At 67.1% G+C, this 25,971-nt stretch carries 17 protein-coding genes; 6 read left to right on the top strand and 11 right to left on the bottom strand.

Translation table 11 applies throughout. The features are described 5' to 3' along the window. Window positions 1-54 precede the first annotated feature (54 nt). The 3 genes from EAH73_RS02040 to EAH73_RS02030 form a co-directional block, all read right to left on the bottom strand. Window positions 55-2,460, bottom strand: a complete 2,406-nt coding sequence (locus tag EAH73_RS02040; RefSeq protein WP_140464713.1) for a TonB-dependent receptor — start codon at window positions 2,458-2,460, stop codon at window positions 55-57. A gap of 178 nt (window positions 2,461-2,638) precedes the next feature. After that, on the bottom strand, window positions 2,639-2,950 hold the full coding sequence (trxA, locus tag EAH73_RS02035) for a thioredoxin (protein ID WP_140464711.1): 312 nt from the start codon (window positions 2,948-2,950) through the stop codon (window positions 2,639-2,641). 135 nt (window positions 2,951-3,085) lie between these two features. Further along, window positions 3,086-3,532: a hypothetical protein gene (locus EAH73_RS02030; RefSeq protein ID WP_140464709.1), complete on the bottom strand. Its 447-nt coding sequence runs from the start codon at window positions 3,530-3,532 to the stop codon at window positions 3,086-3,088. A 171-nt stretch (window positions 3,533-3,703) separates the two neighbouring features. Between EAH73_RS02030 and EAH73_RS02025 the strand changes: the two genes are divergently transcribed. Both EAH73_RS02025 and EAH73_RS02020 read left to right on the top strand, forming a co-directional pair. Then, complete coding sequence (locus EAH73_RS02025; RefSeq protein ID WP_240047103.1) at window positions 3,704-4,030, top strand: HNH endonuclease; 327 nt, start codon at window positions 3,704-3,706, stop codon at window positions 4,028-4,030. A 21-nt stretch (window positions 4,031-4,051) separates the two neighbouring features. Further along, window positions 4,052-5,119: a DUF6687 family protein gene (locus tag EAH73_RS02020; RefSeq protein ID WP_140464707.1), complete on the top strand. Its 1,068-nt coding sequence runs from the start codon at window positions 4,052-4,054 to the stop codon at window positions 5,117-5,119. A gap of 125 nt (window positions 5,120-5,244) precedes the next feature. Here EAH73_RS02020 and EAH73_RS23830 read toward each other — a convergent pair whose 3' ends face one another. The 4 genes from EAH73_RS23830 to EAH73_RS02000 all read right to left on the bottom strand — a co-directional run bounded on the left by EAH73_RS23830 (window position 5,245) and on the right by EAH73_RS02000 (window position 12,365). Further along, window positions 5,245-8,958 (bottom strand): AAA family ATPase, encoded by a 3,714-nt coding sequence (locus tag EAH73_RS23830; RefSeq protein WP_140464705.1) that lies wholly within the window; start codon window positions 8,956-8,958, stop codon window positions 5,245-5,247. A gap of 87 nt (window positions 8,959-9,045) precedes the next feature. Beyond that, complete coding sequence (gene sbcD, locus EAH73_RS02010) at window positions 9,046-10,308, bottom strand: exonuclease subunit SbcD (protein ID WP_140464703.1); 1,263 nt, start codon at window positions 10,306-10,308, stop codon at window positions 9,046-9,048. 50 nt (window positions 10,309-10,358) lie between these two features. Beyond that, window positions 10,359-11,720, bottom strand: coding sequence for an MBL fold metallo-hydrolase (locus EAH73_RS02005; protein ID WP_140464701.1), 1,362 nt, complete (start codon window positions 11,718-11,720; stop codon window positions 10,359-10,361). A gap of 204 nt (window positions 11,721-11,924) precedes the next feature. Further along, window positions 11,925-12,365 (bottom strand): hypothetical protein, encoded by a 441-nt coding sequence (locus EAH73_RS02000; protein ID WP_140464700.1) that lies wholly within the window; start codon window positions 12,363-12,365, stop codon window positions 11,925-11,927. 204 nt (window positions 12,366-12,569) lie between these two features. Between EAH73_RS02000 and EAH73_RS01995 the strand changes: the two genes are divergently transcribed. After that, window positions 12,570-14,150 carry an amino acid permease gene (locus EAH73_RS01995; protein ID WP_140464698.1) on the top strand — a complete coding sequence of 527 codons (1,581 nt, stop codon included), beginning with the start codon at window positions 12,570-12,572 and terminating at the stop codon, window positions 14,148-14,150. An 87-nt stretch (window positions 14,151-14,237) separates the two neighbouring features. On the opposite strand, the gene EAH73_RS01990 is transcribed toward EAH73_RS01995, so the two are convergent. Continuing rightward, window positions 14,238-14,459 (bottom strand): DUF2945 domain-containing protein, encoded by a 222-nt coding sequence (locus EAH73_RS01990; protein WP_140464696.1) that lies wholly within the window; start codon window positions 14,457-14,459, stop codon window positions 14,238-14,240. Window positions 14,460-14,616: 157 nt separating this feature from the next. Here EAH73_RS01990 and EAH73_RS01985 point away from each other — a divergent pair, with 157 nt between their 5' ends. From EAH73_RS01985 to EAH73_RS01975, 3 genes are all read left to right on the top strand, one after another. Beyond that, on the top strand, window positions 14,617-17,724 hold the full coding sequence (locus EAH73_RS01985) for an amidohydrolase family protein (RefSeq protein ID WP_140464694.1): 3,108 nt from the start codon (window positions 14,617-14,619) through the stop codon (window positions 17,722-17,724). Between the two features lie 23 nt (window positions 17,725-17,747). Further along, complete coding sequence (locus tag EAH73_RS01980; protein ID WP_240047102.1) at window positions 17,748-19,052, top strand: amidohydrolase family protein; 1,305 nt, start codon at window positions 17,748-17,750, stop codon at window positions 19,050-19,052. Window positions 19,053-19,286: 234 nt separating this feature from the next. Next, the gene (locus tag EAH73_RS01975) at window positions 19,287-21,314 is read left to right on the top strand and encodes an RICIN domain-containing protein (RefSeq protein ID WP_161599420.1); all 2,028 of its coding nucleotides are present in this window, start codon (window positions 19,287-19,289) and stop codon (window positions 21,312-21,314) included. A 191-nt stretch (window positions 21,315-21,505) separates the two neighbouring features. On the opposite strand, the gene EAH73_RS01970 is transcribed toward EAH73_RS01975, so the two are convergent. The 3 genes from EAH73_RS01970 to EAH73_RS01960 all read right to left on the bottom strand — a co-directional run bounded on the left by EAH73_RS01970 (window position 21,506) and on the right by EAH73_RS01960 (window position 25,917). Then, entirely contained in the window at window positions 21,506-23,569 is a 2,064-nt protein-coding gene (locus EAH73_RS01970) for an OmpA family protein (RefSeq protein ID WP_140464689.1), read from the bottom strand. Window positions 23,570-23,601: 32 nt separating this feature from the next. After that, entirely contained in the window at window positions 23,602-24,705 is a 1,104-nt protein-coding gene (locus EAH73_RS01965) for a tetratricopeptide repeat protein (protein WP_140464687.1), read from the bottom strand. 117 nt (window positions 24,706-24,822) lie between these two features. Beyond that, entirely contained in the window at window positions 24,823-25,917 is a 1,095-nt protein-coding gene (locus tag EAH73_RS01960; RefSeq protein WP_140464685.1) for a hypothetical protein, read from the bottom strand. Between the last annotated feature and the right edge of the window lie 54 nt (window positions 25,918-25,971).

Genomic DNA, 25,971 nt, shown 5'->3' with positions numbered 1-25,971 from the left:
CTAATAGGTTGTCCACAAGCTCGATGCGCTAAGACACCGACGCGAAACGTAGACTTAAAACTTGAAGTTGTAGGTCACCGACGGGATGAACGGGAACAGCGAAACCTGCTGGGCCCGGAAGCCAGTGATGCGGTCGGTGGTTTTGTCGCGCAACGTCTCGAAATAGTCGAAGTAGGCGTTGCGGCGGTTGGTGGCGTTGTACACGCTGAAGGTGAAGTCGCGCTCGCCGCCGCGCTGGGTGGGGCGCAGCTTGTACACCAGGCCCAGGTCGAGGCGCGAGTAGGGGATGAGGCGGAACGAGTTGCGGTCGGGGTAGATGGGGATGGGGCGCGGGTCGGTGCCGCCGGTGTTGTTGCCCACGTTGGTGTTGATGTTGGCGCCCGTAATATCCTGGAAGCCAAAGCGGCCCAGGGGCAGCGTGGTGAGGTTGCCGCTGGTGAAAATGTAACTGGCTGTGAAGGTGAGGCGCGTGTTAATTTGGTGCAGCACCACCACCGTCAGGTTGTGGCGGCGGTCGTAGTTGGGGTGGTAGTCCTGGCCGTTGTTCACGCCGGTGGTGCCGCGCTGGGGCCCTATGTTCAGCCAGGCCCAGGCCAGGGTGTAGCCCACCCAGCCGGTGGTTTTGCCGGTCTTCTTCTCCAAGTACAGCTCGTTGCCGTAGCTCCAGCTCTTGCCGAATAAGAACTCACTGTCCAGCTCGGGGTTCACAAAAAGCTGGGCCCCGTCCTTGAAGTCAATCTGGTTTTTGCCCCACTTGTAATACACCTCGTCGGTGAGCAAAAACTTGCCGCCGCCCAGCAAAAAGCTGATGCCCGTGCTGGCCTGCTGCGAACGCTGCGGCTTAACCGAGAGCCGCGAGGGGTACCAAATATCCGTCGGTAGGGTGGCCCCCGAATTAGTCACGAGGTGCACGTACTGGTACATCAGGGCGTAGCTGGCCTTCAGCGACACGTTGTCGTTCAGGGCGTAGCGCCCCGAGAGGCGGGGCTCGAGGCCAGCGTAATTATTGGTGCCGCTGTGCCAGGCCGAGAGGCGCAGGCCGGCGTCGATTTGCAGCTTGTCGGTGGCCCGGAAGTTGTCGCCCACGTACAGGGCTCCCTCGGCGGCGGTGTAGCCCACGTCGGCGCCGAAGTTCACCGAGCCGTCGCCCGAGCCGGCCTGCAAGCGGCCCACCCCGAAGCGGTGCGCCGTGGCCGCCGCCCCAAACTTGATGGCGTGCCGGTCGTTGGGCACGTATTCAAAATCGGTGCGCAGGGCGTAGTCGCGGATGGACGAGCCCAGGTTGAAGGAAAACTGGTCGAGCTTGTTGGTCAGGTTGTACTGGTAGTCGGTCACGGTGGCCGTGGTGTTCACCAGCAGGCGCGGGTTGAACACGTGGCTCCAGCGCAGCGTGGCCAGCGTGTTGCCCCAGTTGAAGTTGAAATTGAAGCCGCTGGACGCCCCCGAATAGCCAAACTTGTCGCGCCCGAGGTAGGCGCTCAGGTACAGGTTATCCTGGGCCCCCAGGGTGTAGTTGGCCTTGAAGTTGAGGTCGTAGAAGTAGTAGTCGGGGATGGGCGTGAAGTCCTCCTTGTTCACATTGGCCCGGTTGTAGGCGCGGGTAAACACGTCGAAATACGTGCGCCGGCCCGACAAAATGAACGAGCCCTTGCCTTTGTTGATGGGGCCCTCGAAGGTGAGGCGCGACGAAATCAGGCCCAAGCCGCCCGTTACGTGGTAGTTCTGGCGGTCGCCCTCGCGCAGCTTCACGTCCACCACCGACGACAAGCGCCCGCCGAACTGCGCTGGGAAGCCGGCTTTGTACAGGTCCACGCTCTGCACGGCGTCGGAATTGAACACCGAAAACAGCCCGAACAAGTGGCTGGGGTTGTACACCACCGCATTGTCCACCAAAAACAGGTTCTGGTCGGCCGAGCCGCCGCGCACAAACAGGCCGCTGGTGCCCTCGCCGCCGGGCTGCACACCGGGCTTGAGCTGCAATGTTTTCAGAATGTCGACCTCCCCGAACAGCGCCGGCAGCAGCTTGGCCTCGCGGATGCCGATGTGCTCGACGCCCATCTGGGTGGTTTTGAGCTTCTGCTCCAGCGTTTGGGCCCCCTGCACCACCACCTCGTCCAGGGCGTTTTCGCTCGGCGTGAGCGGGTACACGAAGCGCTGGTTGCGGGTCAGGTTCACCTCGCTGGTCAACGGCTCATAGCCCACAAACGCCACCACCACCTGGTAGCGCCCGGCCGGCAGCGTCAGCCGGAAGTGGCCCACTGAGTCGGCCGCCGTGCCCGTGTTCAGGGCGGGCACGGCCACGCTGGCCCCGGGCAGGGCCTCGCCGCCAGCGGCCCGCACTGTGCCGCTTAGCGTGAAGCTGGCCTGCGCCAGGGCCCCTGGAATCGTGCTAAATAGCAATAAACCAATAAATAAAACCAATGCCGGCCAGCGGCGCACATCTAGGGTAATCAATTGCATAGGCGGCAGATAAAGCGCACCAAAGGTACGCCTCCCCAACGCCGGCCACCCCCAAAGTAGTGCGCAGCTAGCAGCAGTTATCAGCGAACATTTAGTATTTATCGGTGAGCAGGTAGCACGCAAGCTGAAAATCGCGGGAGATCAGAACATCGAACTGCTAACCGCTCCCTACTAATTGCTAACTGTTCACAAAAGGCCCCACGGCGCGGGCCAGCTCGGCGGCGGGCACGGCCCCGGCCTGGCGCCACACTGGCTGGCCCTGGCGAAACAAAATCAGCGTTGGGATGCTCTGCACGCGGTATTGCTGGGCCACGGCGGGGTTCTTGTCCACGTCGATTTTGATGATGCGCAGCTTGCCCTGGTGCTGGGCGGCAAACTGCTGGAGGATGGGGGCCATCGTTTTGCACGGGCCGCACCAATCGGCAAAAAAGTCGACCAACACGGGCATCCCGGGGCTGTCAATGAGTTCGGCGAAGGACTTGCGGGGCATGGGAGCGGAGAAATTAGCGGTGAATAGGGCCCCGGCGGGGCCCCGCGCCTTCAACGAAAAAAGCCCGGCAGGCGGCCGGGCTTTCGGGATTCGCAACAAAATAGCCGGGGACCCTGCGCTTGTAGCCGCTGGCTGCTACTTCTGCACCACGGTCACGTCGTTGCCCACCTCGGGCAAGGCAAAGCGGCCGCCCACAGCTTTTTTGCCGTTCACCAGGCACTCCCAGGTGTAGCGGCCGGGGGTGGCGGGGGCCGCCTCGCCGGTACTGGCCTTGAAATAATCGGACGACGAGGCATCGCTCGGGAACAGCACATCCACGCCGTTTTGGCCTTTCTCAATGGTCCGCACCAGCTGGTAGTCTTTGCCGGTGCGCTCGCTGTGCACCACAAACGTGGCCGTGTAGGGCCCCAGTTGGCCGTACTTGTCGAGCACGCCGAGCGTGACGTGGGCCGTGGTGCTCACCATCCAGGTTTGGGCGCGGGCCGGTGCCGGGGCCATCAGCCACAGCAGCGCCAGGGCCCCCAATGCCCGGCCCCAATGCGCGGTAGAAGAGCTTGACTGCGAGTATTGTATATATTTCATAGAGGTTAAATAAGAAAAAATTGTAAGAAGGGATGAATGCATATTTCGCTAAAAATTGGACTTTGGCAGTTGTGACCCAAGGTAAGAATTTTACCGAAAATTCTTAAAAGTGGAGCAACTCGGCGGCGGCTGGCGGGGTTTGTTTTTCGCCGGCGGCCCTTGCGCCGGCCCATGCCCATGCCTCGCCGCCGCGCTTCGTTGCCTGCTTACTGGCCCCCGGGCCCCGCCGCCCCGCACTGCGGCTTGTGCGAGCGGGAGGTGCAGGCCACCTCGCGCCACCACCTGGTGCCCCGCGAGGAGGGCGGCCGCTACGGCCCCACCGTCGACTTGTGCCAGCCCTGCCACAGCAGCGTGCACCGCTTCCTCAGCAACCGGGCCTTGGCCCGCACCTACGCCACGGTGGAGGCCCTGCGCGCCGCCGAAGAGCTCCAAACCTACCTGCGCTGGATCAAGAAGCAGCGCGTCGAGCGCATCACCAACCGCCGCGGGCGGGCGTAGGGCCCCACCTTTACGCCCCTTATGAACCCAGTCCGCTACTTCGTACCCTTTGCCGCCGTGCGCCAGCAGCCCACCATCGTGGTGGATAGCGTGGGCCTGGGGGCCGCCCTCACCCTGGCGCACTGGCGCGGCGCGGCCACCCCGGGGCCCCTGCGCGACGACACAAGCGCCGGCTCGTGCCTGCGCGCCCTGCACCACCCCGCCACGTCCGGCCTCGAAGCCCAGGCCGTGACGGCCAACCACTTCGACGTCGATGGCTTCGTGGGCGTGTGGGCTTTGCTAAATCCCGCGCTGGCCCTGCGCCACGAAATGCTCCTGCGCCGGGTGGCCACACTGGGCGATTTCCGGGAGCTGGACTGGGCCGACCCGCTGGCCGATACGGCCTTGCAGCTGGTGTGCTGGCTGAACGCGGAGGAAAAAGCGCGTTTCTACGAGCCCTTTGGGGCCCCCGCCCGGCGGCGGCGCGAAGACGAAGCTTCGGCCGAAAAGTTCGCCTGGTTTCTCCCCCGTTTCGCCGAAGTTCTGGAAAACCCCGCCGCCGGCCGCGCCGCCTGGGGCCCCGAGTATGCGCGCGTGAAAGCAGCCGTGGCCGTGGCCCAGGGCCCTGGTACGCAGCGCACTGGCTACGCCGACGTAGGCTTGGTGGTCGTTCGTACGCCCGGGCCGCTGCCGTACTACGCGCTGTTTGGGCCCACGGCGGGGCTCGATTGGGTGCTGAGCCTCTACGACGGCCAGCGCTACGAGCTGGAGTGCAAGTACACCACCTGGATTGACCTCGAAAGCCGCTCCACGCTGCCGCGCCTGGCCCTGGGGCCCCTGGCTGCCCGCCTCAACGCCTTGGAAACCAGCGGCCAAATCTGGGTGGCCGACGGCCCCACCGACACCGGCCCGCTGCTGCGCCTGGCCGGCCCCCGCAAGCTCAGCAAAGCCCAGCGCTACGCCGACCCCGACGGCCGCCCCATCTACGCCTCCTCCATCGCCCCGGCCGCAATGGAGCAGGAAGTATTAGCGTTTCTGCGCGCCGGCTACGCCAACATCCAGCCCAAAAAATACTGGACCTGGGCCGAGGTGAAGGCCACCGGGGCGTAGGCGCTACGGGGCCGCGCTGTTGAGTGAAAGCCGACGGTCCAAAGGGGGGGGCGGCGACTTTTTCAGTCGCCGGATTACTCCGTTTTAGTATTATTGGTTAGCAGATTAGGGCCCCGAGCACGGCCTCACACGTCGCACGAGGTTTCGGCGCCCATCACGTCCACCACGCGCACGGTGCTGGTGCCGCCGGCTCCGGGCTGGACGCGGATTTGGGTGCCGATGCGGTCCTTGAGGTCGGCCACGTGCGAGATGATGCCGATCATTTTGCCCGAATGCTGGAGGCGCTCCAGCGCGTCGAGGGCCGTGGTCAGCGCGTCGGGGTCGAGGGTACCGAAGCCCTCGTCGATGAACAGCGACTCGATGCGGGCCTTGTGGCCGGCCAACTCGCTCAGGCCCAGGGCCAGGGCCAGGCTCACCAGGAAGCTTTCGCCGCCCGAGAGCGAGGCCATCGGTCGCACCGTATCGGCCTGGTCGTGGTCGATGATTTGCAGCTCCAGGTTGCGGTTCGGCGTTTTGAGGATGGTGTAGCGGCCCGTGAGCTGGCGCAGGCGCAGGTTGGCCAGCCGGGCCAAGTGGCTCAGCGTGAGGCCCTGGGCAAACTGGCTGAACTTGTCGCCCTTGGCCGAGCCAATCTGCTCGCTCAAATCCTGCCAGCGCTGCTCCTCCAGCTGGCGCTGCTGCAAGGCGCGCAGGCCATCGGCCAGCAGCCGGCGTGCCGCGTCGTCCTGGGCCAGCTGGTTGCTCACGGCCCCCAGCTGCTGCTGCAAAATATCGTCGGCCTTGTCCAGCTCGGCCAGCTGGGCCGCCAGGGCCCCGGCTGAAAGCGCGGTCAGTGCATCGGCCTGGTGCAGGGCCAGCTCCTGCCCGAGCCGGGCCTGGAGGGCATGGGCGGCGGCGCGGGCCGTGAGGTGGTCTTGCCGGCGCTGGGTCAGGCGGTCGGCCTCGGCGGTGGGCAGCAGCAGGGCCCGGGCTTCGGCCGCATCGGCCAGGCCAGCGGCGGCCAAGGCGGCGGCTAGCTCGGCCTGCCGGGCGGCCAGGGCCGTGCGGTGCTCGGCCAGCCGGACTTGCAGCGCGGCGTGCGCACTCTGCTCGATGGCCAGGGCCTGTTGCTGGCCAGATAGCTGGTGGTGCGCAAGTTGCAGTGCATCGGCCAGTTGCTGGGTGGCGCGGCGCAGTTGCCCAGCGGCGGCCGTGGGGTCGGGGCCCGGGTACAGGGTCCGGCGGGCGTCCTGCTGCTGGCTAAGGAGTAGCTGTTCTTCGGCCAGCGCCGCAGCCTCCGCGGCCAGCTCGCCGGCCCGGCTGCCCAGCTTTTCGGCGTAAACCTGGTACTGGATGCGGCGCTCCTTTAGGCCCTCGCTCACGTCTCTCAGGCTGCTCGCCTGCATTTCATAGAAGCCCGCCCGCTCGGCCAGCGTGGCCAGTAGGCCGTCGTAGGGCGGGCGAGCGGGCAGGGGCAGTTGGTGCGGCCGCAGCAGGTCGCGGATGGCGTTCTGGAAAACCCCGGCCTGTTCCTGCCACTCAACTAGCTCATCTTCAAGCTTCAGTAGCTCAAGCTCGGCGGCTTCCTGCCGCTCCGTCAGCCGCGGAATCTCGCGTTGGGCGGCGGTGGCAGCTTCGCCGGCTTTTAAGTATTTCTCGCGCAGTGCGCCCAGCTTATCGTCGAGCACGGCCAGGTGGCGGCGGTCGGCGGCGGCGGCGGCGTGCGCGGCGGCGGCGGCCTCCAATAGGGTGCGCACGGCAGTGGGGTCGGCGGGCTGGGCAGGGGCGGGGGTGAGGGCCCCGGCCAAGGCAGCGGCTTGCTGGCGGGCCACATCGGCGGCGGCGGCGGCCTCGTCGTGCAGCTGCTGGAGCTGCTGCTGGGCAGCCTGGCGGCGGGCTTGGTCGTGGGCGGCGCGGCGCACTTCGTCGTCCAGCGCGGCCAGGGCCAGCTGCTGTTGGGCCACGCGCAGCTCCTGCGCATCGGCTTCGGCCGCAAAACTGGGCGCAAAAACGTGTTCCAGGGCCCCGCACAACGCGCAGGGCTGGCCGGGCTGCAAGTGCCGCCGGTGGGCGTTGAGGTCGGCCAGGGCCTGCTGGGCGCGCAGCTCGCGCCGGTAGCTTTCAAGCAGCAGCAGGGCGTCGGCGCGGCGGGTTTCGAGGTGGCCGAGTGCCGTTTCGGCCGCGGCCAGCAGCGGAGCTTCGGCGGCGGCCTGGGCGGCCAGGGCCCCGGCGCGGGCCTGCTGCTCGTGGGCGGCCTCGGCCTTGGGCAGCAGCCGCTGCAAGCCCTGCCAGTGCGCGGTGAGGTCGTCGGCGCGCTGGGCCAGGGCGGGGGCGGTGGTGCCCGCCAGCAGCGCGTCGCGCTCGGTGCGGCACGGCTGGCCTTCCTCTTTGATGGCTTGCTGGCGGTCAAGGGCCTCTTTTTCGAGGCCCCGCTGGCGAAATAGGTCGGTGCTGGTGGTGCGCTGGGCAAGGCGCAGCTCAGTGCGCCGGGCCTCGCGCACGGCCGTCTCTTTTTGTGCGCCCTGCAAGTCGATGATTTCGCGGTCGAGGGCGATGAGCTGGTTCTTCAAATCGGCCTCGGGGCTGTGGTCGATGAGCCAGTGGTCGAGGGTGGCGGCTTTGGCGGCCAGGTCCTCCATTTCCTGCGCCTGCCGGGCCAGGGCGGTGCGGGCCTGCTCGTGGGCGGCCTGCGCTAATTTGTGGGCGGCGGTTTTTTTGGCCAGCTCCTGCTGCGCCACGGCAATGGCGGCGTCCTGCTGGCCGGCGGCTTCGAGCAGGGGGCGCTGGCGGTTTTCTTCGGCCAGGGCGGCGGCGTGGGCGCTGGTGGCGGTGGCCAGGCGCTCGGCGGCGGCGGCGGCATTTTGGGTGAGACGCGGCAGCGCTTCCTCCAGCTTCTGGTGCTGCGCAGCGTCGCCGCGCAGGGTCTTTTCTGCCTCGGCGGCCAGGGCCAGCGGGGTGGCCACGTCCTTGGCGCGCAGGTGGCCGGCGAGGCGGGTGAACTCGGGTTGCAGGGCTTCGTCGGCTTGGTGCAGGGCCCCGGCTTGGCGGTCGGCGTCGGCGGCTTGGCGGCCGAGCTGGTCAAGAATCGTGCGCCAGGTTTGAAACACGCGCAGTTCCTGCTGCTCTTCGTAGTGGCCCTCGGCTTCTTCGTGCAGGCGGTCGAGGCGGGCTTCCAGGGCCCCGCGCTCGTCGTCGGGCAGCAGGCGGGTGGCGTCGAGCTGGGCGCGCAGCAGCTTGGTTTTCAGCTCTTCCTCCTTGGCCTTCTCAAACGCCGCCACCGACAGCCGCGAGTAAATGCCCACGTTGGTCATCTTTTCGAGCAGGGCGCTGCGTTCTTTTTCGGGCGCGTGTAGGAAACGCGCAAACTTGCCCTGGCTCAGCAGCACCGACTGCTCGAACTGCCCGAAATCGAGTCCCGACAGCTCGCCCACCTTCGCCGGTACGGCCTCCTTACCGCTGACAACGGCTGCGTTGGATGTGCTCAGCACCAGCGACATGGCGTCCTGGCCGAGGCCGCCCTTGTCGTCGCCGCGCACCTTGCGCTTCACCTCCCAGCGCGAGCGGTAGCGCACGCGGGCCACGACCCCGGTGTCGGCGTCGGTTTCGTGCACCTCAAACTCGACCTCCGAAAACGCGAACGGCGCGTGGCGGCTCACCATCTCGCCCACCTGGCGGTCGTGGCGCGGCACGCGGCCGTAGAGGCCCACGGCAATGGCGTCGAGCAGGGTGCTTTTGCCTGCCCCGGTGGGTCCCGTGATGGCAAACAAGCCCGTGTCGGCCAGCGGCGCGGCGTCGAAACGGATGAGGTAGGGGCCCGGCAGCGAGTTAAGGTTGGCGAAGCGGACGCTGATGATTTTCATGCTAACAAATTTCCCACAAAACACCCCGAAGGTACGGCCGGCGCCGGGCCCCCAGGTGGTGGAAAAAGCCGAACGCAGGGCTCCGGCTTAGCGTTCGTCGCTGCCCCAGGCTTGCGGGTCGGCCTCGGCCAGCAGCTGGCGCAGCTCGCCAAAGGTGGCGGTGAGGGCGGCGGCGCGCTCGGGCGGCAGGCCTGCCACGCGGCGGCCGAATACCTCGCTCACCGTCAAATCGTGCAGGAAGGCCAGGGGCCCCGCGGCGGCGGCCGTCACGTCGGGCGCATCGGTGGCGCGCTGGTGGCGGGCGCCGCGGGGGGCTTGCACGTGGGCAGCGCGCTCCTTTAGCACGGCCTGCACGCGGCGCTGCACCTCGGCGGGGGCTTCGTCGGAGCGTACTTGCACGTCGGCCCAGGCCACCAACTCGAAGGCAGCGTTATCGTAGGCCAAAATGCTGGCTTCCACCGCGTCGAGGGTGCCGTGGAAGCGCTGCAAGCGGCGCAGCACCGGCACCGGCAGGGCGGTAATTTCCGGGGCCCCGGCGCCCTTAAAATCGAGCAGCAGCACCTGCTGGTGGTCGTCGGCCTCGGTGAAGGAGAGCGGCACCGGCGAGCCCGAGTAGCGGATGTGCGCCTGCCCGCCCACCACCTGCGGCCGGTGTAGGTGCCCCAGGGCCACGTAGTCGAACGCCGCCGGGAAATCGGGGGCCCCCACCGAGCCCAGCCCGCCGATGTGCACGTCGCGCTCGGCGCCCTCGCTGGGCTCGCCGCCGGCGGCGTAGAGGTGGCCGGTGGCCAGCACGGGCACGTCCTGCTCGCGCAGGCGCCGCACGGCGTCGCCGTCGGCCAGGGCCCCGTAGTGGGCGGCAATGCTCTGGCGCACGCGGGCCTGGCGCTCGTCGGGCGTTTCGCCGGCAATGGCCAGGCGAATGTCGCGGTCGCGCAGAAACGGCACGGCGCACACCACCAGCGCGGGGCGGCCGCTGGTTTCGGCCAGGGCCACCACCTGCTCGGCGGGGTCGGCGGGCACGCCGCCCACCACGTGGATGCGCAGCCGCCGCAGCAGCTGCCGCGAGGCGTTAAGCAGGGTGGGGGAGTCGTGGTTGCCGCCCACCACCACAATATCGCGGCAGGCGGTGCCCTGCATCTGCACCAGGAAGTTGTAGTACAGTTCCTGGGACGCGTGCGAAGGCGTAGTGGTGTCGAACACGTCGCCGGCCACCACCAGCGCGTCCACGCCGTGCACTTGTACGGCCCCCAGCAGCCACGTCAGAAACGCCCGCTGCTCAGTCAGGCGCTCCTGCCCGGTGAGGAAATGCTGGCCCAGGTGCCAGTCGGCGGTGTGCAGTACGCGCATTTAATTAATCTATCTACTGGTTAGGTTCGTGTTTGGGTAAAACGCATCCTTTAAAACTCCGCCACGGCCTCCCCTAAATCCAGCACCTCCGCGCCGGGCAATGCGGCGGCTAGGATGCTGGTGCCGGCGGCCGAGCGGTAGCCGCCAGCGCAGTGCACCAGGATGGGCTTATCGGTGGGCACTTCGTGAGCGCGCTCGCGCAGCTCGGGCAGCGGGATGTTGAGGGCCCCGGGGAAGAGGGGCGGCTGGGCCTCGGCGGAGTTGCGGATGTCGACGATGGTGAAGCGCTCGGGGTGCGCGCGCACTGCTGCTACGTCTACCTCGGGGGCGGTGGCGGGCAGGGTGGCGGGGGCCAGCAGGGCCCCTTTGATGTTGGTTTCGTAGCCGATTTTGGCGGCTTTGCGAATCACCGTATCCAGCGCGATGTTGGAATCGGCCATTAGGTAGAACGGCTCCTGGGGCCCCACCACGGAACCCAGCCAGGTTTCAAACTTGCCGCCGTCCATCAAATTGAGGGAGCCCGGCAGGTGGCCGGCGCGGAACTTGGCGGCGGGTCGCGTGTCGATGAGCAGCACGCCGGGGGCGGGGGCTGTACCAGGCGGCAGGTGGGGCACGGCGCGCACGCTGGCCTCGTAGGGCTTGGCCCCCAGCTTGTTGAGGCGCACGCCATGGCCGAAATACTTGGGCACAAATGGCTGGTCTTCGAGCAGCACCTCCACAAACTCGGGCTCCGACATGGGCTGGAGGGCATAGTTGGTGGCCAGCTCCTTGGCGATGGTGCTGTCGAGGTCGGGGCTGGTGGTTTTGCCGCAGAGGCTGCCCGGGCCGTGTGCGGGGTACACGCGGGTGGTGCCGGGCAGCGTCATCAGCTTGCGGCGGGTGCTCTGGTAGAGCTGGGCGGCGAGGGCCTCGCGGGTGTGGCCGCCCACAGCGGCGTCCTCGCGCAGGTCGGGCCGGCCCACGTCGCCCACAAACAGGGTGTCGCCGGTGAACACGGCGCGGGTCTGGGCCAGGTCGTCCATCAGCACCACGCTGATGCTGTCGGGCGAGTGGCCGGGCGTGTTCACGGCGTGCAGTTCCACGGTGCCGAGGGGGAGGCGGTCGCCGTCGTCGAAGTTTTGGTGCGGGTACTGGGCCCCCAGTAGCTTGCTGCAATAGATGCGGGCCCCGGTTTCTTCGGCAATTTCCAGGTGCGACGACACAAAATCGGCGTGCGAGTGCGTCTCGATAACGGCCACGATTTTGGCCTCGTGCTCATCGGCAAAATCGTAGTAGAGCTGCGGGTCGCGGCCCGGGTCGATGAGGGCCACCTGGCGGCCGCTGCGCACGGCGTAGCTGGCGTGGGCCAGGCCCTTGTCGTAAAACTGCTGAATTTGCACGGCCGGGGCCGCGCTACTGGGGAGGGGGGGCATGGGAAAGGTTTTGCGTGGAAGCGCCGCGGCGGGGCCCCGGCCAAGCCGAAGCAACCCCGCCGGGGCCCCATCGGTTTAGCCAAATATAAACGGCCCGGACCAACGCCGCCCCGCCGCCGGGGCCCCGGCCCCGCCCCAAACGCAAAAAAGCTCCGGCCAGACGGCCGGAGCTTTTACCTAATGCGCGGTGGAATAACGTCGGCGTTAGTTGTTGGGGGCCAGGCCGGTGCGCTGCTGACGCTTGGCTTTGTGCTCGGCGCGCTTTTGCTCTTGCAGGGCCGTGTACTGGGTGCGCTGGGCGGGGGTGAGGATGGCCTGCACCTGGGCCTCGTACTGGGCGTGGTTGGCCTGCATGGCCTGGTGCAGGGCCTTGCGGTCGGCGGGAGCCGGGCCGGTGGCGGCCGTCATGCCCTGGCGCTCGGCCAGCAGGGCGGCCTGGAGGCGGCTTTGCTGGTCAGGGCTGAGGCCGAGCTGCTGGGCCATTTTCTGGGAGCGGCGGGCGGCCATCTGCTCCGGCGACTTCATTTTGTGGGGGCCCCGGCGGGCCATGGGCGGGGCCGTGGGGGCGGCGGGCGGGGCGGTTTGGGCGAAGGCAGTGGTGGTGGCCAGGGCCAGAGCGGCCAGCAGGGCGAGGGACTTGTTCATAGCGAAGAAATAAAATGAATGTGAGCGGGTTGGAGGGCAAGCGGCCTGCTTGGTTTAAGCGGCCGCGTCCAACGCTTTGCAAGCAGGGTGCCAGAAATTGGGCCAGGGCCCGAAAATGCTGCCTATATTTCGGGCCCTGGGCCGTGGTGCGGCGCGGGTATTTTCGGTTCCCTTCCCTTCTTAAACATTCCCTTTTTCTAAGATATGGCCAATATTTTCGCCAAAAAACCCCTGGCGGTGCTGCTGGGCGAGGCCAACTCCACCGGCCACGGGGCCCTAAAGCGCACGCTGGGCGCCGGCAACCTGGTGGCCCTGGGCGTGGGCGCCATCATTGGGGCCGGCCTGTTTGTGCGCACCGCGGCCGCCGCCGCGCAGGCTTCGGGCCCGGGCGTCACGCTGGCGTTCATCCTGGCGGCGTTTGGCTGCGTGTTTGCTGGCTTGTGCTACGCCGAATTTGCGGCCATGATTCCGATTGCCGGCTCGGCCTACACCTACGCCTACACCACGATGGGCGAGTTCGTGGCCTGGGTCATCGGCTGGGCCCTCATCATGGAGTACGCCCTGGGCGCGGCCACCGTTAGCATTGCCTGGAGCGAGTACCTGAACAAGCTCTTGGAGGTCTTCGGCACCAGTATACCGTACAATTTAAGCCACTCGCCCTTCGAACACGCCGTGGTGAACGGCGTGACGCAAACCGGCCTCATCAACCTGCCCGCGCTGCTCATCATCGTGGCCCTGAGCCTGCTGCTGGTGAAAGGCACCCAGGAGTCGGCGCTGTTCAACGCCGTGGTGGTGGTGCTGAAGGTGCTGATCGTCATTGTGTTCATCATCATCGGCTGGCAGTTCGTCAACCCCGCCAACCACTCGCCCTACCTCATTCCGGCCGACGCCGTGGTGAAAAACGGCGCCGGCGAAGTGGTGCGCACCTACGAAGGGTTCTTTAAACACGGCATCGGCGGCATCATCGGTGGTGCGGGCATCGTGTTCTTCGCCTTCATCGGTTTCGACGCCGTGAGCACGGCCGCCCAGGAAGCCAAAAACCCCAAGCGCGACATGCCCATCGGCATCCTCGGCTCGCTGGCCATCTGCACGGTGCTCTACATCCTGTTCGGCCACGTGCTGACGGGCGTGGCCAACTGGCGCGAATTTGCCGACCCGGCCCTGGGCGGCGAAGCCTCGGTGGCCTACGCCATCCGGGCCCACATGCCCGGCTTCGAGTGGTTGGCTACGGCCGTTACGGTGGGCATTCTGCTCGGCTTCACATCGGTTATCCTCGTGATGCTCATGGGCCAGAGCCGCGTGTTCTTCTCCATGGCCAAGGACGGGCTGATGCCCAACGCCTTCTCGCAGCTGCACCCCAAGTTCAACACGCCCTACAAGTCCAACCTGATGCTGATGGTGTTCGTGGGCCTGTTCGCGGCCTTCGTGCCCGGCTCGCTCGCCGGCGACCTCACCTCGTTCGGCACGCTGCTGGCCTTCGTGCTCGTAAGCCTGGGCGTGTGGATCATGCGCAAGTCGAACCCCGAGCAGCCCCGGCCTTTCCGCTCGCCGCTCTCCACGCCCAGCTTCCCGCTGGTGCCCATCATGGGCGCCTTGGTGTGCACGCTGCTCATTGTGGGCCTCGACGCCTTCACGCTGGAAGTGGCCGTGGGCTGGATGCTGGTGGGTTTCGTGGTGTACTTCCTCTACGGCAAGCGCAACTCCAAGCTCCAGCAGGGCATCGTGGTGGTGCCCGAGGAGATGGAGAAGGAAGCCTTCATCAAGCCCGACCCCAACAACCGCTAACGTTCCGGCCGTTGCCGGTAATGCCAAAAGGCCCCGCCAGCAGCTGCTGGCGGGGCCTTTTGGCGCGTTAGGGCCCCGGGGCCCTAGTTATTTCTTGGCGTCGGCCGCGGCCTTCACTTCGCTTTGGAGCTTGAGCACCTTGTCGCCGTTGTCTTGCACGATGACCAGGGCCGGGTCGTCGGCCGAGCCATTGCGGTGAATTTCGGCGCCCTTAATGGTGCGCTTGATGGGCTCTTTGTGCACCGATTCAATTTTGCCAGTGGCCGTGCCGGTGCCGTATTTCCAGGATACTTGGGTGCCTTTGCGCATGGTGGGTAGGAAGTAAGGAAGAGTTGATAGAACAATTACTTACTGCGAACCCGGCCTTACTGTTGCAACCCCGGCGGGGGCGCGGTTACATTTGGGCGGCCCACCCCCGCGGCCGCGGCGTTTCGGTGCCGGATGCTTTCCCTTTTTACCCTTCTGGATGAAAAAAAACGCTACCCATTGGCCCGCGCTGGCCGGGTTGCTGCTGGCCGGCGGCACCGCCGTGGCCCAGCCCAGCACCTACCCCCGCAACGGCGTGTACGACCAGCGCCCCGGCCTGTACGCCTTCACCCACGCCACGCTCTACGCCGACTACCAAACCCGCCTGGAAGATGCCACGCTCGTCATCCGCGACGGCAAGATTGAGGCCGTGGGGCCCGGCGCGAAGGTGAAAATTCCGGCCGGCGCCGTGGTGCAAGACCTCAAGGGCAAGTTCGTGTACCCGGGCTTCGTGGACGTGTACACGGCCTACGGCGTGCCCGAAACCAAGGCCCCCGAGCGCCGCGGCCGCCGCGACGCGGGGCCCCAGTTCGACTCGCAAAAGGCCGGCGCCTACGACTGGAACCAGGCCGTGCACCCCGAGGTGAACGCCGCCGACCTGTTCAAGGTGAACGCCGACGCGGCCGCCATATACCGGGCCTTAGGCTTCGGGGCGGTGCTCACGCAGCAGGCCGACGGCATCATGCGCGGCACCGGGGCCCTGGTGAGCCTCAACACCGAGCGCAAAGAGAACGAGGTGATTTTGCTCGACAAGGCCGCCGCGGCGCTGTCATTCGACAAGGGCACCTCGACGCAGGACTACCCCGGCTCGCTGATGGGCAGCATCGCGCTGCTGCGCCAAACCTACCTCGACGCCGCCTGGAACCAGCGCAACCCGCGCCGCGAGCAAAACCTGTCGCTGCAGGCACTCACGCAGCAAAAAAGCCTGCCCGCCTTTTTCCAGGTGCGCGACAAGCTCTCGGCCATCCGGGCCGACCGCGTGGGCGACGAGGCCGGCGTGCAGTACATCATCAAGGGGCGCGGCGACGAGTACCAGCGCCTCGACGAAATAAAGGCCACCGGGGCCACCTTCGTGGTACCGCTCGATTTCCCCGAGGCCTACAACGTGGAGGACGTGTACGACGCGCGCCGCATTCCACTCGAAGACCTGAAGCACTGGGAGTTGGCCCCCGCCAACGCCGCCCGCCTGGCCCAGGCCGGCGTGCCCTTCGCCCTCACCGCGGCTGACCTCAAGGACAAGAAGAAGTTCCTGCCCAACCTGCGCAAAGCCGGCCAGTACGGCCTGAGCGAAACCGCCGCCCTGCGCGCCCTCACCGACACACCGGCCCGCCTGCTGCGCGCCCAGGACCAAGTGGGGGCCCTGCGCCCGGGCCTGGTGGCCAACTTCGTGGTGTGCTCGGCCCACCTGCTGGCCGACGACAACGTGCTGCTCGACAACTGGGTGCAGGGCGAGCGGTACCAGCTCAGCACCGTGCCGGCCGACTACCGCGGCGTGTACACGCTGCAAATCGGCCAGCAGCCCGCGGGCAGTTTCCTCATCCAGGGCAAGCCCGAGGCGCCCGAGTTGAAGATTGTGCCCACCGCCGGCGACACCATCCGCGCCACGCTGGCCGTGACCAGCGACCTGACCACCATCGTCTTCAACCCGAAGGATAAAATCGGCAAGGGCAAGCGGCCCAGCACCGCGCCCGGGGCCCCTGCACCCGGCGAGGGTGCCACGCGCCTGAGCGGCTACTACGCGCAGGAGGGCCGCACCTTTCAGGGCGAGGGGCTGCTGGCCGACGGCACGCCGGTGAAGTGGCTTGCGCGCCGCCAGGAGGAGGCCACCCGCGCCGCCCGCCTCGACACGGCTAAGGCCAAGCCGGCGCCCGCGCTGGGGGCCCTCATGTACCCGTTTGCCGCCTACGGCCGCGCCGCGATGCCGGCCCAAACCACCACGCTCATCAAAAACGCCACGGTGTGGACCAGCGACGCTGCCGGCAAGCTCGAAAACACCGACGTGCTGCTCGAAAACGGCAAAATCAGCCGCGTGGGCAAGAACCTGGCCTTGCCCAAGGGCGGGCGCACCATCGACGGCACGGGTAAGCACCTGGCGCCGGGTATCATCGACGAGCACTCGCACCTGGCCATTTCGGAGGGCGTGAACGAGGGCACGCAGTCGGTGACGAGCGAGGTGCGCATTGGCGACGTGATTGACCCCGAGGACGTTGGCATCTACCGCGACCTGGCGGGCGGCGTGGTGGCGGCCCAGCTGCTGCACGGCTCGGCCAACCCCATCGGCGGCCAGTCGGCGCTCATCAAAATGCGTTGGGGGGCCCCGGCCGACGCCATGAAAATTGCGGGGGCCCCGGGCTTCATCAAGTTTGCGCTGGGCGAAAACGTGAAGCAAAGCAACTGGGGCGAACAAAACGTGCTGCGCTTCCCCCAAACGCGCATGGGCACCGAGCAGGTGTTCGTGGACGCCTTCACCCGCGCCAAGGAATACGAGCAGGAAATGCTGGCTTACAGTAAGTTGTCGAAGAAAGCGCAGGCCAAAGCCGAGGCCCCGCGCCGCGACCTGGAGCTGGAGGCGCTGGTGGAAATCCTGCACGACACGCGCCACATCACCTGCCACAGCTACGTGCAGTCGGAAATCAACATGCTGATGAACGTGGCCGACCGCATGAACTTCAAGGTCAACACGTTCACCCACATTCTGGAAGGCTACAAGGTGGCCGACAAGATGAAGGCGCGCGGCATCAACGCCAGCACGTTTTCGGACTGGTGGGCCTACAAAAACGAGGTGAAGGACGCCATTCCCTTCAACGCGGCCATCATGACGAAGGAGGGCCTGAACGTGGCCATCAACTCGGACGACGCCGAAATGAGCCGCCGCCTCAACCAGGAAGCCGCCAAAACGGTGAAGTACGGCGGCCTGAGCGAGGAGCAGGCCCTGCGCCTGGTCACCATCAACCCCGCCAAGATGCTGCACCTCGACCAGCACATGGGCTCCATCAAGGAAGGCAAGGACGCCGACGTGGTGCTCTGGACTGATAACCCGCTGAGCATCTACGCCAAAGCCGCCTACACCTTCGTGGACGGCCGCGAGCTGTTCAGCCTCGAAAGCGACCTGGCCCTGCGCGCCGACCTGGCCCGCGAGCGGGAGCGCCTCGTGCAGCGCATGTTGACGGAGAAGAAGGCCGGGGCCCCCACGCGCCCGCCCGTGGCCCGCGCCAACGGCGCCTGGCACTGCGACACGCTGGGCGAAGAAAAGGACCTGGCGGAATAATCAACTTTATAAAAATCAACGCCATGCGTTTCCAATTTACCTTCCTACTGGCTTTGCTGGGGGCCCCGGCCCTGGCCCAGGTGCCCACCCCGGCGGGGCCCCAGGCCAAGCCGGTGCTCATCACCGGGGCCACGCTGCACGTGGGCAACGGCACGGTGGTGCCCAACGCCGCCGTGGCCTTTGCCCAGGGCAAGCTGACCTACGCCGGCCCGGCCAGTGGCTTCACCGCCGACAAGGCGGGCTACGAAACCGTGGACGGCACCGGCCAGGACCTGTACCCGGGCCTGATTTTGCCAAACACCACGCTGGGCCTCACCGATGTGGAGTCCATCCGGGCCACCGTGGACGAGGCCGAAGTGGGCATCCTCAACCCCAACGTGCGCAGCCTCATTGCCTACAACACCGACTCGGACGTACTGCCCACGCTGCGCATGAACGGCGTGCTGCTGGCCCAGCCAACGCCCCGCGGCGGCCTGCTAACGGGCCAGAGCAGCGTGGTGCAGCTCGACGCCTGGAACTGGCAGGACGCCGTGGTGCGCGCCGACGAAGGCCAGCACCTGAGCTGGCCCCAGCTCATTGTGCGCACCAACCCCGCCGAGGACGCCGCCGCCCTGGAGCGCCGCCAGAAGGCCCGCGAAACGAACCTACGCGACCTGGAGCAGCTCTTCGGCGAGGCCGCCGCCTACCGCCAGCTGCCCACCGGCCGCCGCGAAAACCTGCGCCTGACGGCCCTGGCCGGCCTGTTCGATGGCAGTAAAACGCTGTACCTGCACGCCGATTACGGCAAAGAAATCATCGAATCGGTGCGCTTCGCTAAGCGCCTGGGCGTGCAAAAGGTGGCCGTAGTGGGCGGGCGCGACGCCTGGATGGTGCTCGATTTCCTCAAGCAAAACGACGTGGCCGTGGTAGTGAGCCGCTTGCACGCGCTGCCCCGCCGCGACGCCGACGACTACGACCAGCCCTACAAGCTGCCCGCCCAGCTGCAAGCCGCCGGCATCCGCTACTGCCTAGATTACGAGGGCAGCCAGGAGGCCCCCGGCGGCCGCAACCTGGCCTTTATTGCGGGCACCGCCGCCGCCTACGGCCTCACCAAAGAGCAGGCCCTCACGGCCATTACCCTGGCCCCGGCCCAGCTCATGGGCATCGACAAGGCCTACGGCTCGCTCGAAACCGGCAAGAGCGCCACGCTCGTGATCAGCAAGGGCGATTTGCTCGACATGCGCACCAACAACGTCACCTCCGCCTTCATCGACGGCCGCCGCATCACCCTCGAAACCAAGCAAACGGCCCTCAATCGCAAGTTTTTGGGCAAGTACGGATTGGAGTAGGGCGGGGCATCTCGAGCATTTCGAGAACCCAAAAGGACGGTCATGCAGCACGCAGCAAAGCATGTCCGTCCTTTTGGGTTTTATAGGGCGGGGCTGAGCGCCCACGCTGCGGCTTTTCTCCAAATAAAACAGCCCCGTCCAAGCGAAATGCAGCCCGGCGGGCGTTTCAGTCGTTCATAGCGTCTTTTGCGCTCACTTTAACCAATGCGTGCGGCCAAGCCGTGCGCTCCTGCCATGCTTCGTTTGCTGCCGCTGCTGCTGTTTTTTTGCTCGCTGGGGGCCCTGGCCCAGGGCCCCTTCCAACCTGATGAGCGGGCCTACTACGGCTTGATTGACCGCGGCAGCGGGCGCTGCCTCGACGTGGTGAGCGCCGGCACCAACGCCGGCGACGCGGCCGTGCAGTGGGAATTTACCCACTCCAACAGCCAGCAGTGGCGCTTCGTGCCGGTGAGTGCGGGCAGCGAATACTTCCGCATCGAGGCCAAGCACAGCAATTTGTGCCTGACCGTGCCCCGCCCCGGCGAGGCCGTGCCGCTGGTGCAGCAGCCGTTTCAGGGCGGGCTGGGCCAGCAGTGGCGGCTGGTACCGGCGGGGCCCCTGGGCAGCTTCACGTTTGAGAACCGGCTGGAGGGCCGCGTGGCCGGCCTGGCCGCCGCCGACAAGTTCAACGGCACGCCCCTGCAAGCCCAGAAGGCCAACGGCCGCGCCAGCCAGCAGTGGCACTTATTTAAGCTGCGCCTGAACGTAGCCCCGGGCCCTGGCTTCGGACCCCGCGAGCCGCTGGCAGCGCTGAACTCGTCGGGCAACGAAATCGGGCCGGTGCTGGCCCCAGATGGGCAGACGCTGTACTTCGGCCGCACCAAGTTTGCCGGCAACACCGAGGGCAACACCGACACTGGCGACGCCTGGGCCTCCCAGAGCCCCAATAAGGGCAAAACCTGGGGCCCCCCGCAGCGCCTCGACGCCCTGAACACGCCCCAGAACAACGGCGTGCTGGCCGTGGTGGGGCCCCAGGGCCAGACGCTGCTCGTGCGCGGCACCTACAACCGCGAGGGCTTCCGCGACGAGGGCGTGAGCCGGGTGAGCCGCGTGGCCGCCGGCCCCCCCGGGGGCTCCGCCAAGGGCCTGCGCACCGAAGACGTGGACGTGGCCAACTATTACACGGCCGTGCCCGCCACGGGCTTTTTCATGACGGCCGACGAGAAAATCCTGCTGCTCTCGCTCGAGCGCGGCGACTCGGAAGGCGGCAACGACCTCTACCTCAGCCGGCCCGTGGCGGGCGGGGGCTTCAGCGCTCCCCAGAGCCTGGGCCCCGTGCTGAACTCGCCGGGCTTTGACTTCGCCCCGTGGCTCACGCCCGATGGCAAAACGCTGTACTTCAGCTCGTACGGCCACATGGGCTACGGCGGCGCCGACGTGTTCGTGAGCCAGCGCCTCGACGATTCGTGGACGCGTTGGAGCGAGCCCCAGAACCTGGGCCCCGCCCTGAACGGCCCCGGCTTCGACGCCTACTTTAGCCTGGCCGCCGACGGCGAAACGGCCTACTTCGCCTCGTCGGCCACGGCCAACGCCTCGGCCGACTTGTTCCGCGCCGGCCGCGCCGCGCCCGATACCACCGCCGTGGCCGCCGGCCCGGCCCCGGTGTCGGAGGCCAACCGCGCCTTTGTGAGCGGGCGGGTGCTCGATGCCCGCAGCCGCCAGCCCGTGCCCGGGGCCACCGTGCGGGCCGTGCTGCTGCCCAATGCCCAAGGCGTGCAGTTTGAGGCCACCGCCCGCACCGACGCCGCGGGCAGCTACGTGCTCTCGCTGCTGGCCGGCCGCTACCGGGTGGCGGGCGCCAGTGGCCTACTCTCCAGCGTTGATACCCTGGCCTTTACCGGTAATTCGGGCCGCGACCTGCTGCTGCGCCCCGCCGCTGCCGGCACCACCGTCGACCTGCCCACCATCATCTTTGCCCAGGGCAAGGCGGTACTGCTGGGCACGTCTTACACCGAGCTTAACCGCTTGGCCATTGCCCTGCAAGCCGAGTCCGGCATTCAGGTCCGCCTCGAAGGCCACACCGACAACGTGGGCCCCGCCGACAAAAACCAGCAGCTCTCCGAAGACCGGGTCACCGAAGTGAAGCGCTACCTGGTGAAGCGCGGCGTCGACGAAAACCGCATCACCACTGTTGGCTTCGGCGGCACGCGCCCCCGCTTCGGCAACGACCGCGAGGAAACACGCCGCCTCAACCGCCGCGTGGAATTGGTGATTGTAAAGTAGTTGCTTTCTGGCTGTTGGCTAACAGCTAAAACCAAATGCGGTAACATAAAGCAGGGTGGTCCGGCGGCTTTTTTAGTTGTCGGGCCACTTTGGCTATTAAACAGGGGCCCCGGGCCGTAGCAGGAGTGGCCCGGCGAATTGCCTGAAGGGCTTCGCCGGGCCACCCCGTTCTGTATCACCGCCAACAAAATCTACTTGCCCGTCACCTTGAACTCGGTGCGGCGGTTGAGCTGGCGGCCGGCCTTGGTGGTATTGGGGGCTACCGGTTTGGTGTCGCCGTAGCCGGCGGCGGCCAGGCGGGCGGCGGCCACGCCGTGCTGGGTGAGGTAGGCCACCACGGCCTGGGCGCGGCGCTGGCTAAGGTCTTGGTTGGCGGCGGGCTTGCCCACGTTGTCGGTGTGGCCGGCCATTTCGAGGCGCAGGGTGGGCTGCTCGGTGAGTAGCTTTTGGAGGCGCTCCAGCTCGGCGGTGCTCTCGGGGCGGAGGATGGCCTTGCCGGTGTCGAAGAAGATGTTGTTCAGTACGATAACCACGCCCACTTCCAGCTTCTTCAGCGGCACGTCCTTGATGACTTCGGCGTAGGCGGCCTCGGCGGGCAGGTCGAAGTTTTCGGAGTGGAACAGGTAGCCGTCCTGCCGCACCACGATGCCATAGTTGGTGCCCGAGGGCAAGCTCACGAGGTACTTGCCCGAGGTGGCGTTGCTGTGGAACGTGGCAATCACCTGGTTCAACTTGTTGTCCACCAAATCAATGGTGGCTTCCAGCGGCTGGTGGGTGGCGTCGTCCGTTACGGTGCCCTTGAGGATGGTAACGCGGGCCGTGGCCACGGCCACCGGCGGCGAGAGCAGGGTTTGGGCCACCGGCGCCAGGCGCGAGGCCAGCAGCTGGCTTTCCTCGCTGAGCACGGGGGCCTTCTCGGGGCCCAAAAACGTGACGCGGTAAATGTCCTTGCCGCCCTGCCCGCCCGGCCGGTCCGACGAATAGTAGCCGTGCCGGCCCGAAGCCGAGGTCACGAAAAACACGTCGTCGTCGGGGGTGTTGATGGGCCAGCCCAGGTTTTCGGGGGCGCTCCACTGGCCGTTGGTCAGCGTCGATTTGAAGATGTCGTAACCGCCCATCGAGTTGTGGCCTTCCGACGAGAAGTACATCGTCCGGCCGTCGGGCATCATAAACACGCCTTCCTCGCCGTAGGGCGTGTTGATGGCCGCGCCCAGGTTTTCGGCCGGCCCTTTGCCCTCCAGCTCAATCTTGTAGATGTCGCGTCCGCCGCGTCCGCCCTCGGGTTTGTCGCTCACGAAGTACAAATACCGCCCGTCGGGCGAGTACGAGGCCGACGACTCGTGGTAGCGCGTGTTCACGCGGTTGCCCAGGTGCTGGGGCTTGCCCCAGGCCGCGCCCTTGAGGTTGGATTCGTTGAGGTCGCCGCCGTTTTCGTCGTCGTACACCAGCAGGCGCTGGCCGTCGGGGGCCAGCGCCACGGTGGCGTCGTGGCCCTCGGTATCCACTGGGGCCCCTAGGCTGGCGGCCGGGCGCCAGCGCTTGCCCTGCCAGGCGGTCTGGTAAATGTCCTCGTAGTAGCTGTCACCGTCGGGGTCTTTCTTGGCGTTGGGGCCCCCGGGGCGGCGCGAGGTGAAGAGCAGCGTGGCCTCGTCGGCCGACACCACGGGGCCGTAGTCCGAGAAGGTGGAGTTCACCTCGGGCCCAGCGTTGTCGACGAACACGCGCACGGGGTGCTGTTGCAACTCCTGGCCGTTGCGGCACTCGCGCAGGCGGCGGGCCAAGTCGTCGGCCGTCACGGTGAGGGCCCCGTCGGCGGCGCGCTTGCCGCCGCCCATCGGGGTGGCGCGCTGGTATTCCTTGATGGCTTCGGCCCACTTGGCGTTCAGGTGCAGGGCGCGGGCCAGCAGGTAGTGCGTGCGCGAATCGTCGGCGGGGGCCAGGGCCTGGGCGCGCTGCAAGTAGGGCAGGGCCAGGGCCTTAGTGCCCGAGTGCAGGTAGCAGTCGCCGATGCGCGCATTGAGGGCCGCGTTGTCGGGGTTGAGCTGCTGGGCTTGCAGGAAGTGGGGCAGGGCCGCGCCGTAGTTGGCCGGGTCGGCGGCGTAGGCGTCTTCGCCAGCCTTCAGTTCGCGTTGCGCGTTCTTCAGCGCATCCTTGTCGCCGCCAAATCTCTCCTTTGAAAACTCCACGCTTTGGGCATGCGCGGCAGTGGCTAAGCCGCTCAGCAGCAGCGCCGCCCGGGTAAAAGCACGTATCATATAAATAGAAATAGAATTGCTGAAACCAAAGACTACTTGCCGGCCGGTACTTCGGCGGCGTCGCCGGAGCAGCCAGCGGCCGCAGCGTAGTCGTTGCCCACAGCCAGGCCCAGGGCGGCGGCTTGGTGCCAGTCTTGGCAGGCCTCGTCGGCCTGGCGCAGCATTTCGCGGGCGTGGCCGCGGTTGAGGTAGGCCTCGGCGTACTTGGGGTTGAGGCGCAGGGCCTCGGTGGCGTCGGCAGCTGCTTTGGCGTAGTGCTCCAGCTTTAGCTCGACGGCGGCGCGGTTGTTCCAGGCGTAGGCGTACTTGGCGTCGAGGGCGATGGCGCGGTCAAAGTCGGCCAGGGCCCCGGCGTAGTCCTTGTTCTCGAACCGGGCGTTGCCGCGGTTGGTGAAGGCCAGCGCGTTATCAGTTTTTTGAGTGAGGTAGGTATCGTAGTCGCGCAGGGCCGCGGGCAGCTGGCCGGTGCGGCGCTCGGCGGCGGCGCGGTTCAGCAGCGCCGGCAGCAGGGTGGGTTGCAGGGCCAAGGCCTTGGTGTAGTCCTGCACGGCGGCGGGCCAGTTGGCCAGTTCCAAGTTGGCGCTGGCGCGGTCGTGGTAGGCGTAGGCGTAGTTCGGGTCGGCCTTCACGGCCCCGTCGAAATCGTCGCGGGCGGCTTGGTACTCGCCCTGCTCGAAGCGCAGCACGCCGCGGTTGTACCAGGCCGGGGCGTAGGCGGTGTTGGCTTGCAGCGCGGCGCCATAGTCGGCCGCGGCTGCGGGTCCCTCGCCGGCCGCCTCGTGGGCCTGGGCCCGGCCGAAGTAGTGGGCATAGGCCCCCGGCTCCAGCTTCAAGGCCTGGTCGTAGTCGGCCACGGCGGCCGGGTAGTCTTTGAGAGCCAGGCGGGTAGCGGCGCGGTTGGCGTAGGCGGGCGCGAAGTCGGGCTTGGCCGCCAGGGCCTGGTTGAAGCTGGCCAGCGCGGCCGAATAGTTCTGGGCCGAGTAGTTAGCCAAGCCAGCGTTGTAGGCTTTTTCGGCCAGCTGCCGGCCGGGCAGCGTGCTGGCCCGCACGCTGTCGACTTGAGCCCGGGCCGGGGCGGCGCACAGCAGCGCGCCCGCGCAAAGGCCCCAGGTGAGGAGAAGAGAGTTTCGCGGCATAGCAGTAGAGAGGATAAGGCGTAGGATAATCCCGGGCTGGTGCTGCGAAGGTAAGGACGTTTTATTAATTGTACATTTTAAATATTAATTGACTTTTTACAAGATTTTTATTGGCATTTAACTGATTTCAACTTGCGCCTGGCTTGGCTGGGCCCCTGCGCCGCCGCCGGCCCCGCGCCGCCAGATGAAGCCGTCGAGCACATAGTGGGTGCTTTGGGGCAGGGCCAGCAGCGGCACCAGCCAAGCCAGCCACGCGGCGCGCGATACGTCGGGCAACGCCTGAAACCAGCCAAATACCGCGCTGTGCTCGCGCCACACCAGCCCGTCCCACAGCCCTTCTTCGAGGTAGGCAAAGGCCGCAATCAGCCCCAGGAACGCCAGCCAGCCGTACTTACCCGCCCAGGGGCCCCGGCGCGGCACTGGGGCCCCCGTGGCCGATGCCGGCCGCCCCTGCCACACCAGCGCCAGGTAGGGTACCCCGTGCGACACCACGTTGAGGAGCGTGAAGGCCAGGTCGCCGTTGCACCACACGATGCCGGCGTACCACGACGCAGCAGTGCCCGCCAGCAGCAGGTTGCGCGGCACGTTGAAGGCGCGGGTGCGGTGCCAAAGCCACGCCTCGCGCCCCGCGTAAGCCACCAATAGGGCCCCGTACAGGGCCGTGGCCAGGTGCCGCCCCAAGGGCCAGTCGCGCTGCACAAAGTCGCCATCGACAAACCAATTGAAGTTGCGCGGCGGCGATAAGTGCCAGTACAGCAGCGGGTAGAGCGTAGCCGCGTAGATGGCAGCCGTGGCCAGCCACGCGCCCGGCGCGGGGCCCTCGCGCCGGGCGTACAGCCGCAAAAACCCGTACTGCTGCCGCATGAAGTGGAACACCGCCAGGTAGGCCAGCGCCCGCCAAAACCACAGCCCGCCCGCGCTGTGCAGCGCCACGCCCGCCGCGTAGCAGGCCACCGGGGCCGCCCACAGCAACGTGCGCCGCGCCCGCCGCCGCACGGGGTCGAAGTAGGTTTGGAAGAGCGTGCCGTAGACGTGCGCCACGTCGATGAGCAGCACCAGGCCCACCCAGGCCAGCAGCGGCAGCTCGGCGGTGGCGCGGTAGCGGGCGGGCAGCGCCAGCACCACCAGCAGCGCCCCAAACGGGGGCCCAAGAATCAGCCACCCGTCGTAGCGGGCCGAGCGAATCCAGGGCTGGGAGTTGGGAGCAGACACGGGCGAAGGAATGATTGGGTTAGGCTGTCAGCTGAGTATGAGCAATTATCCGCC

This window comes from Hymenobacter nivis, from assembly GCF_006439025.1.
Classification (GTDB): Bacteria; Bacteroidota; Bacteroidia; order Cytophagales; family Hymenobacteraceae; genus Hymenobacter; species Hymenobacter nivis_A.
Note: the sequence above shows the minus strand (reverse complement) of the source record. Positions and strands in the feature narration are given on the sequence as shown.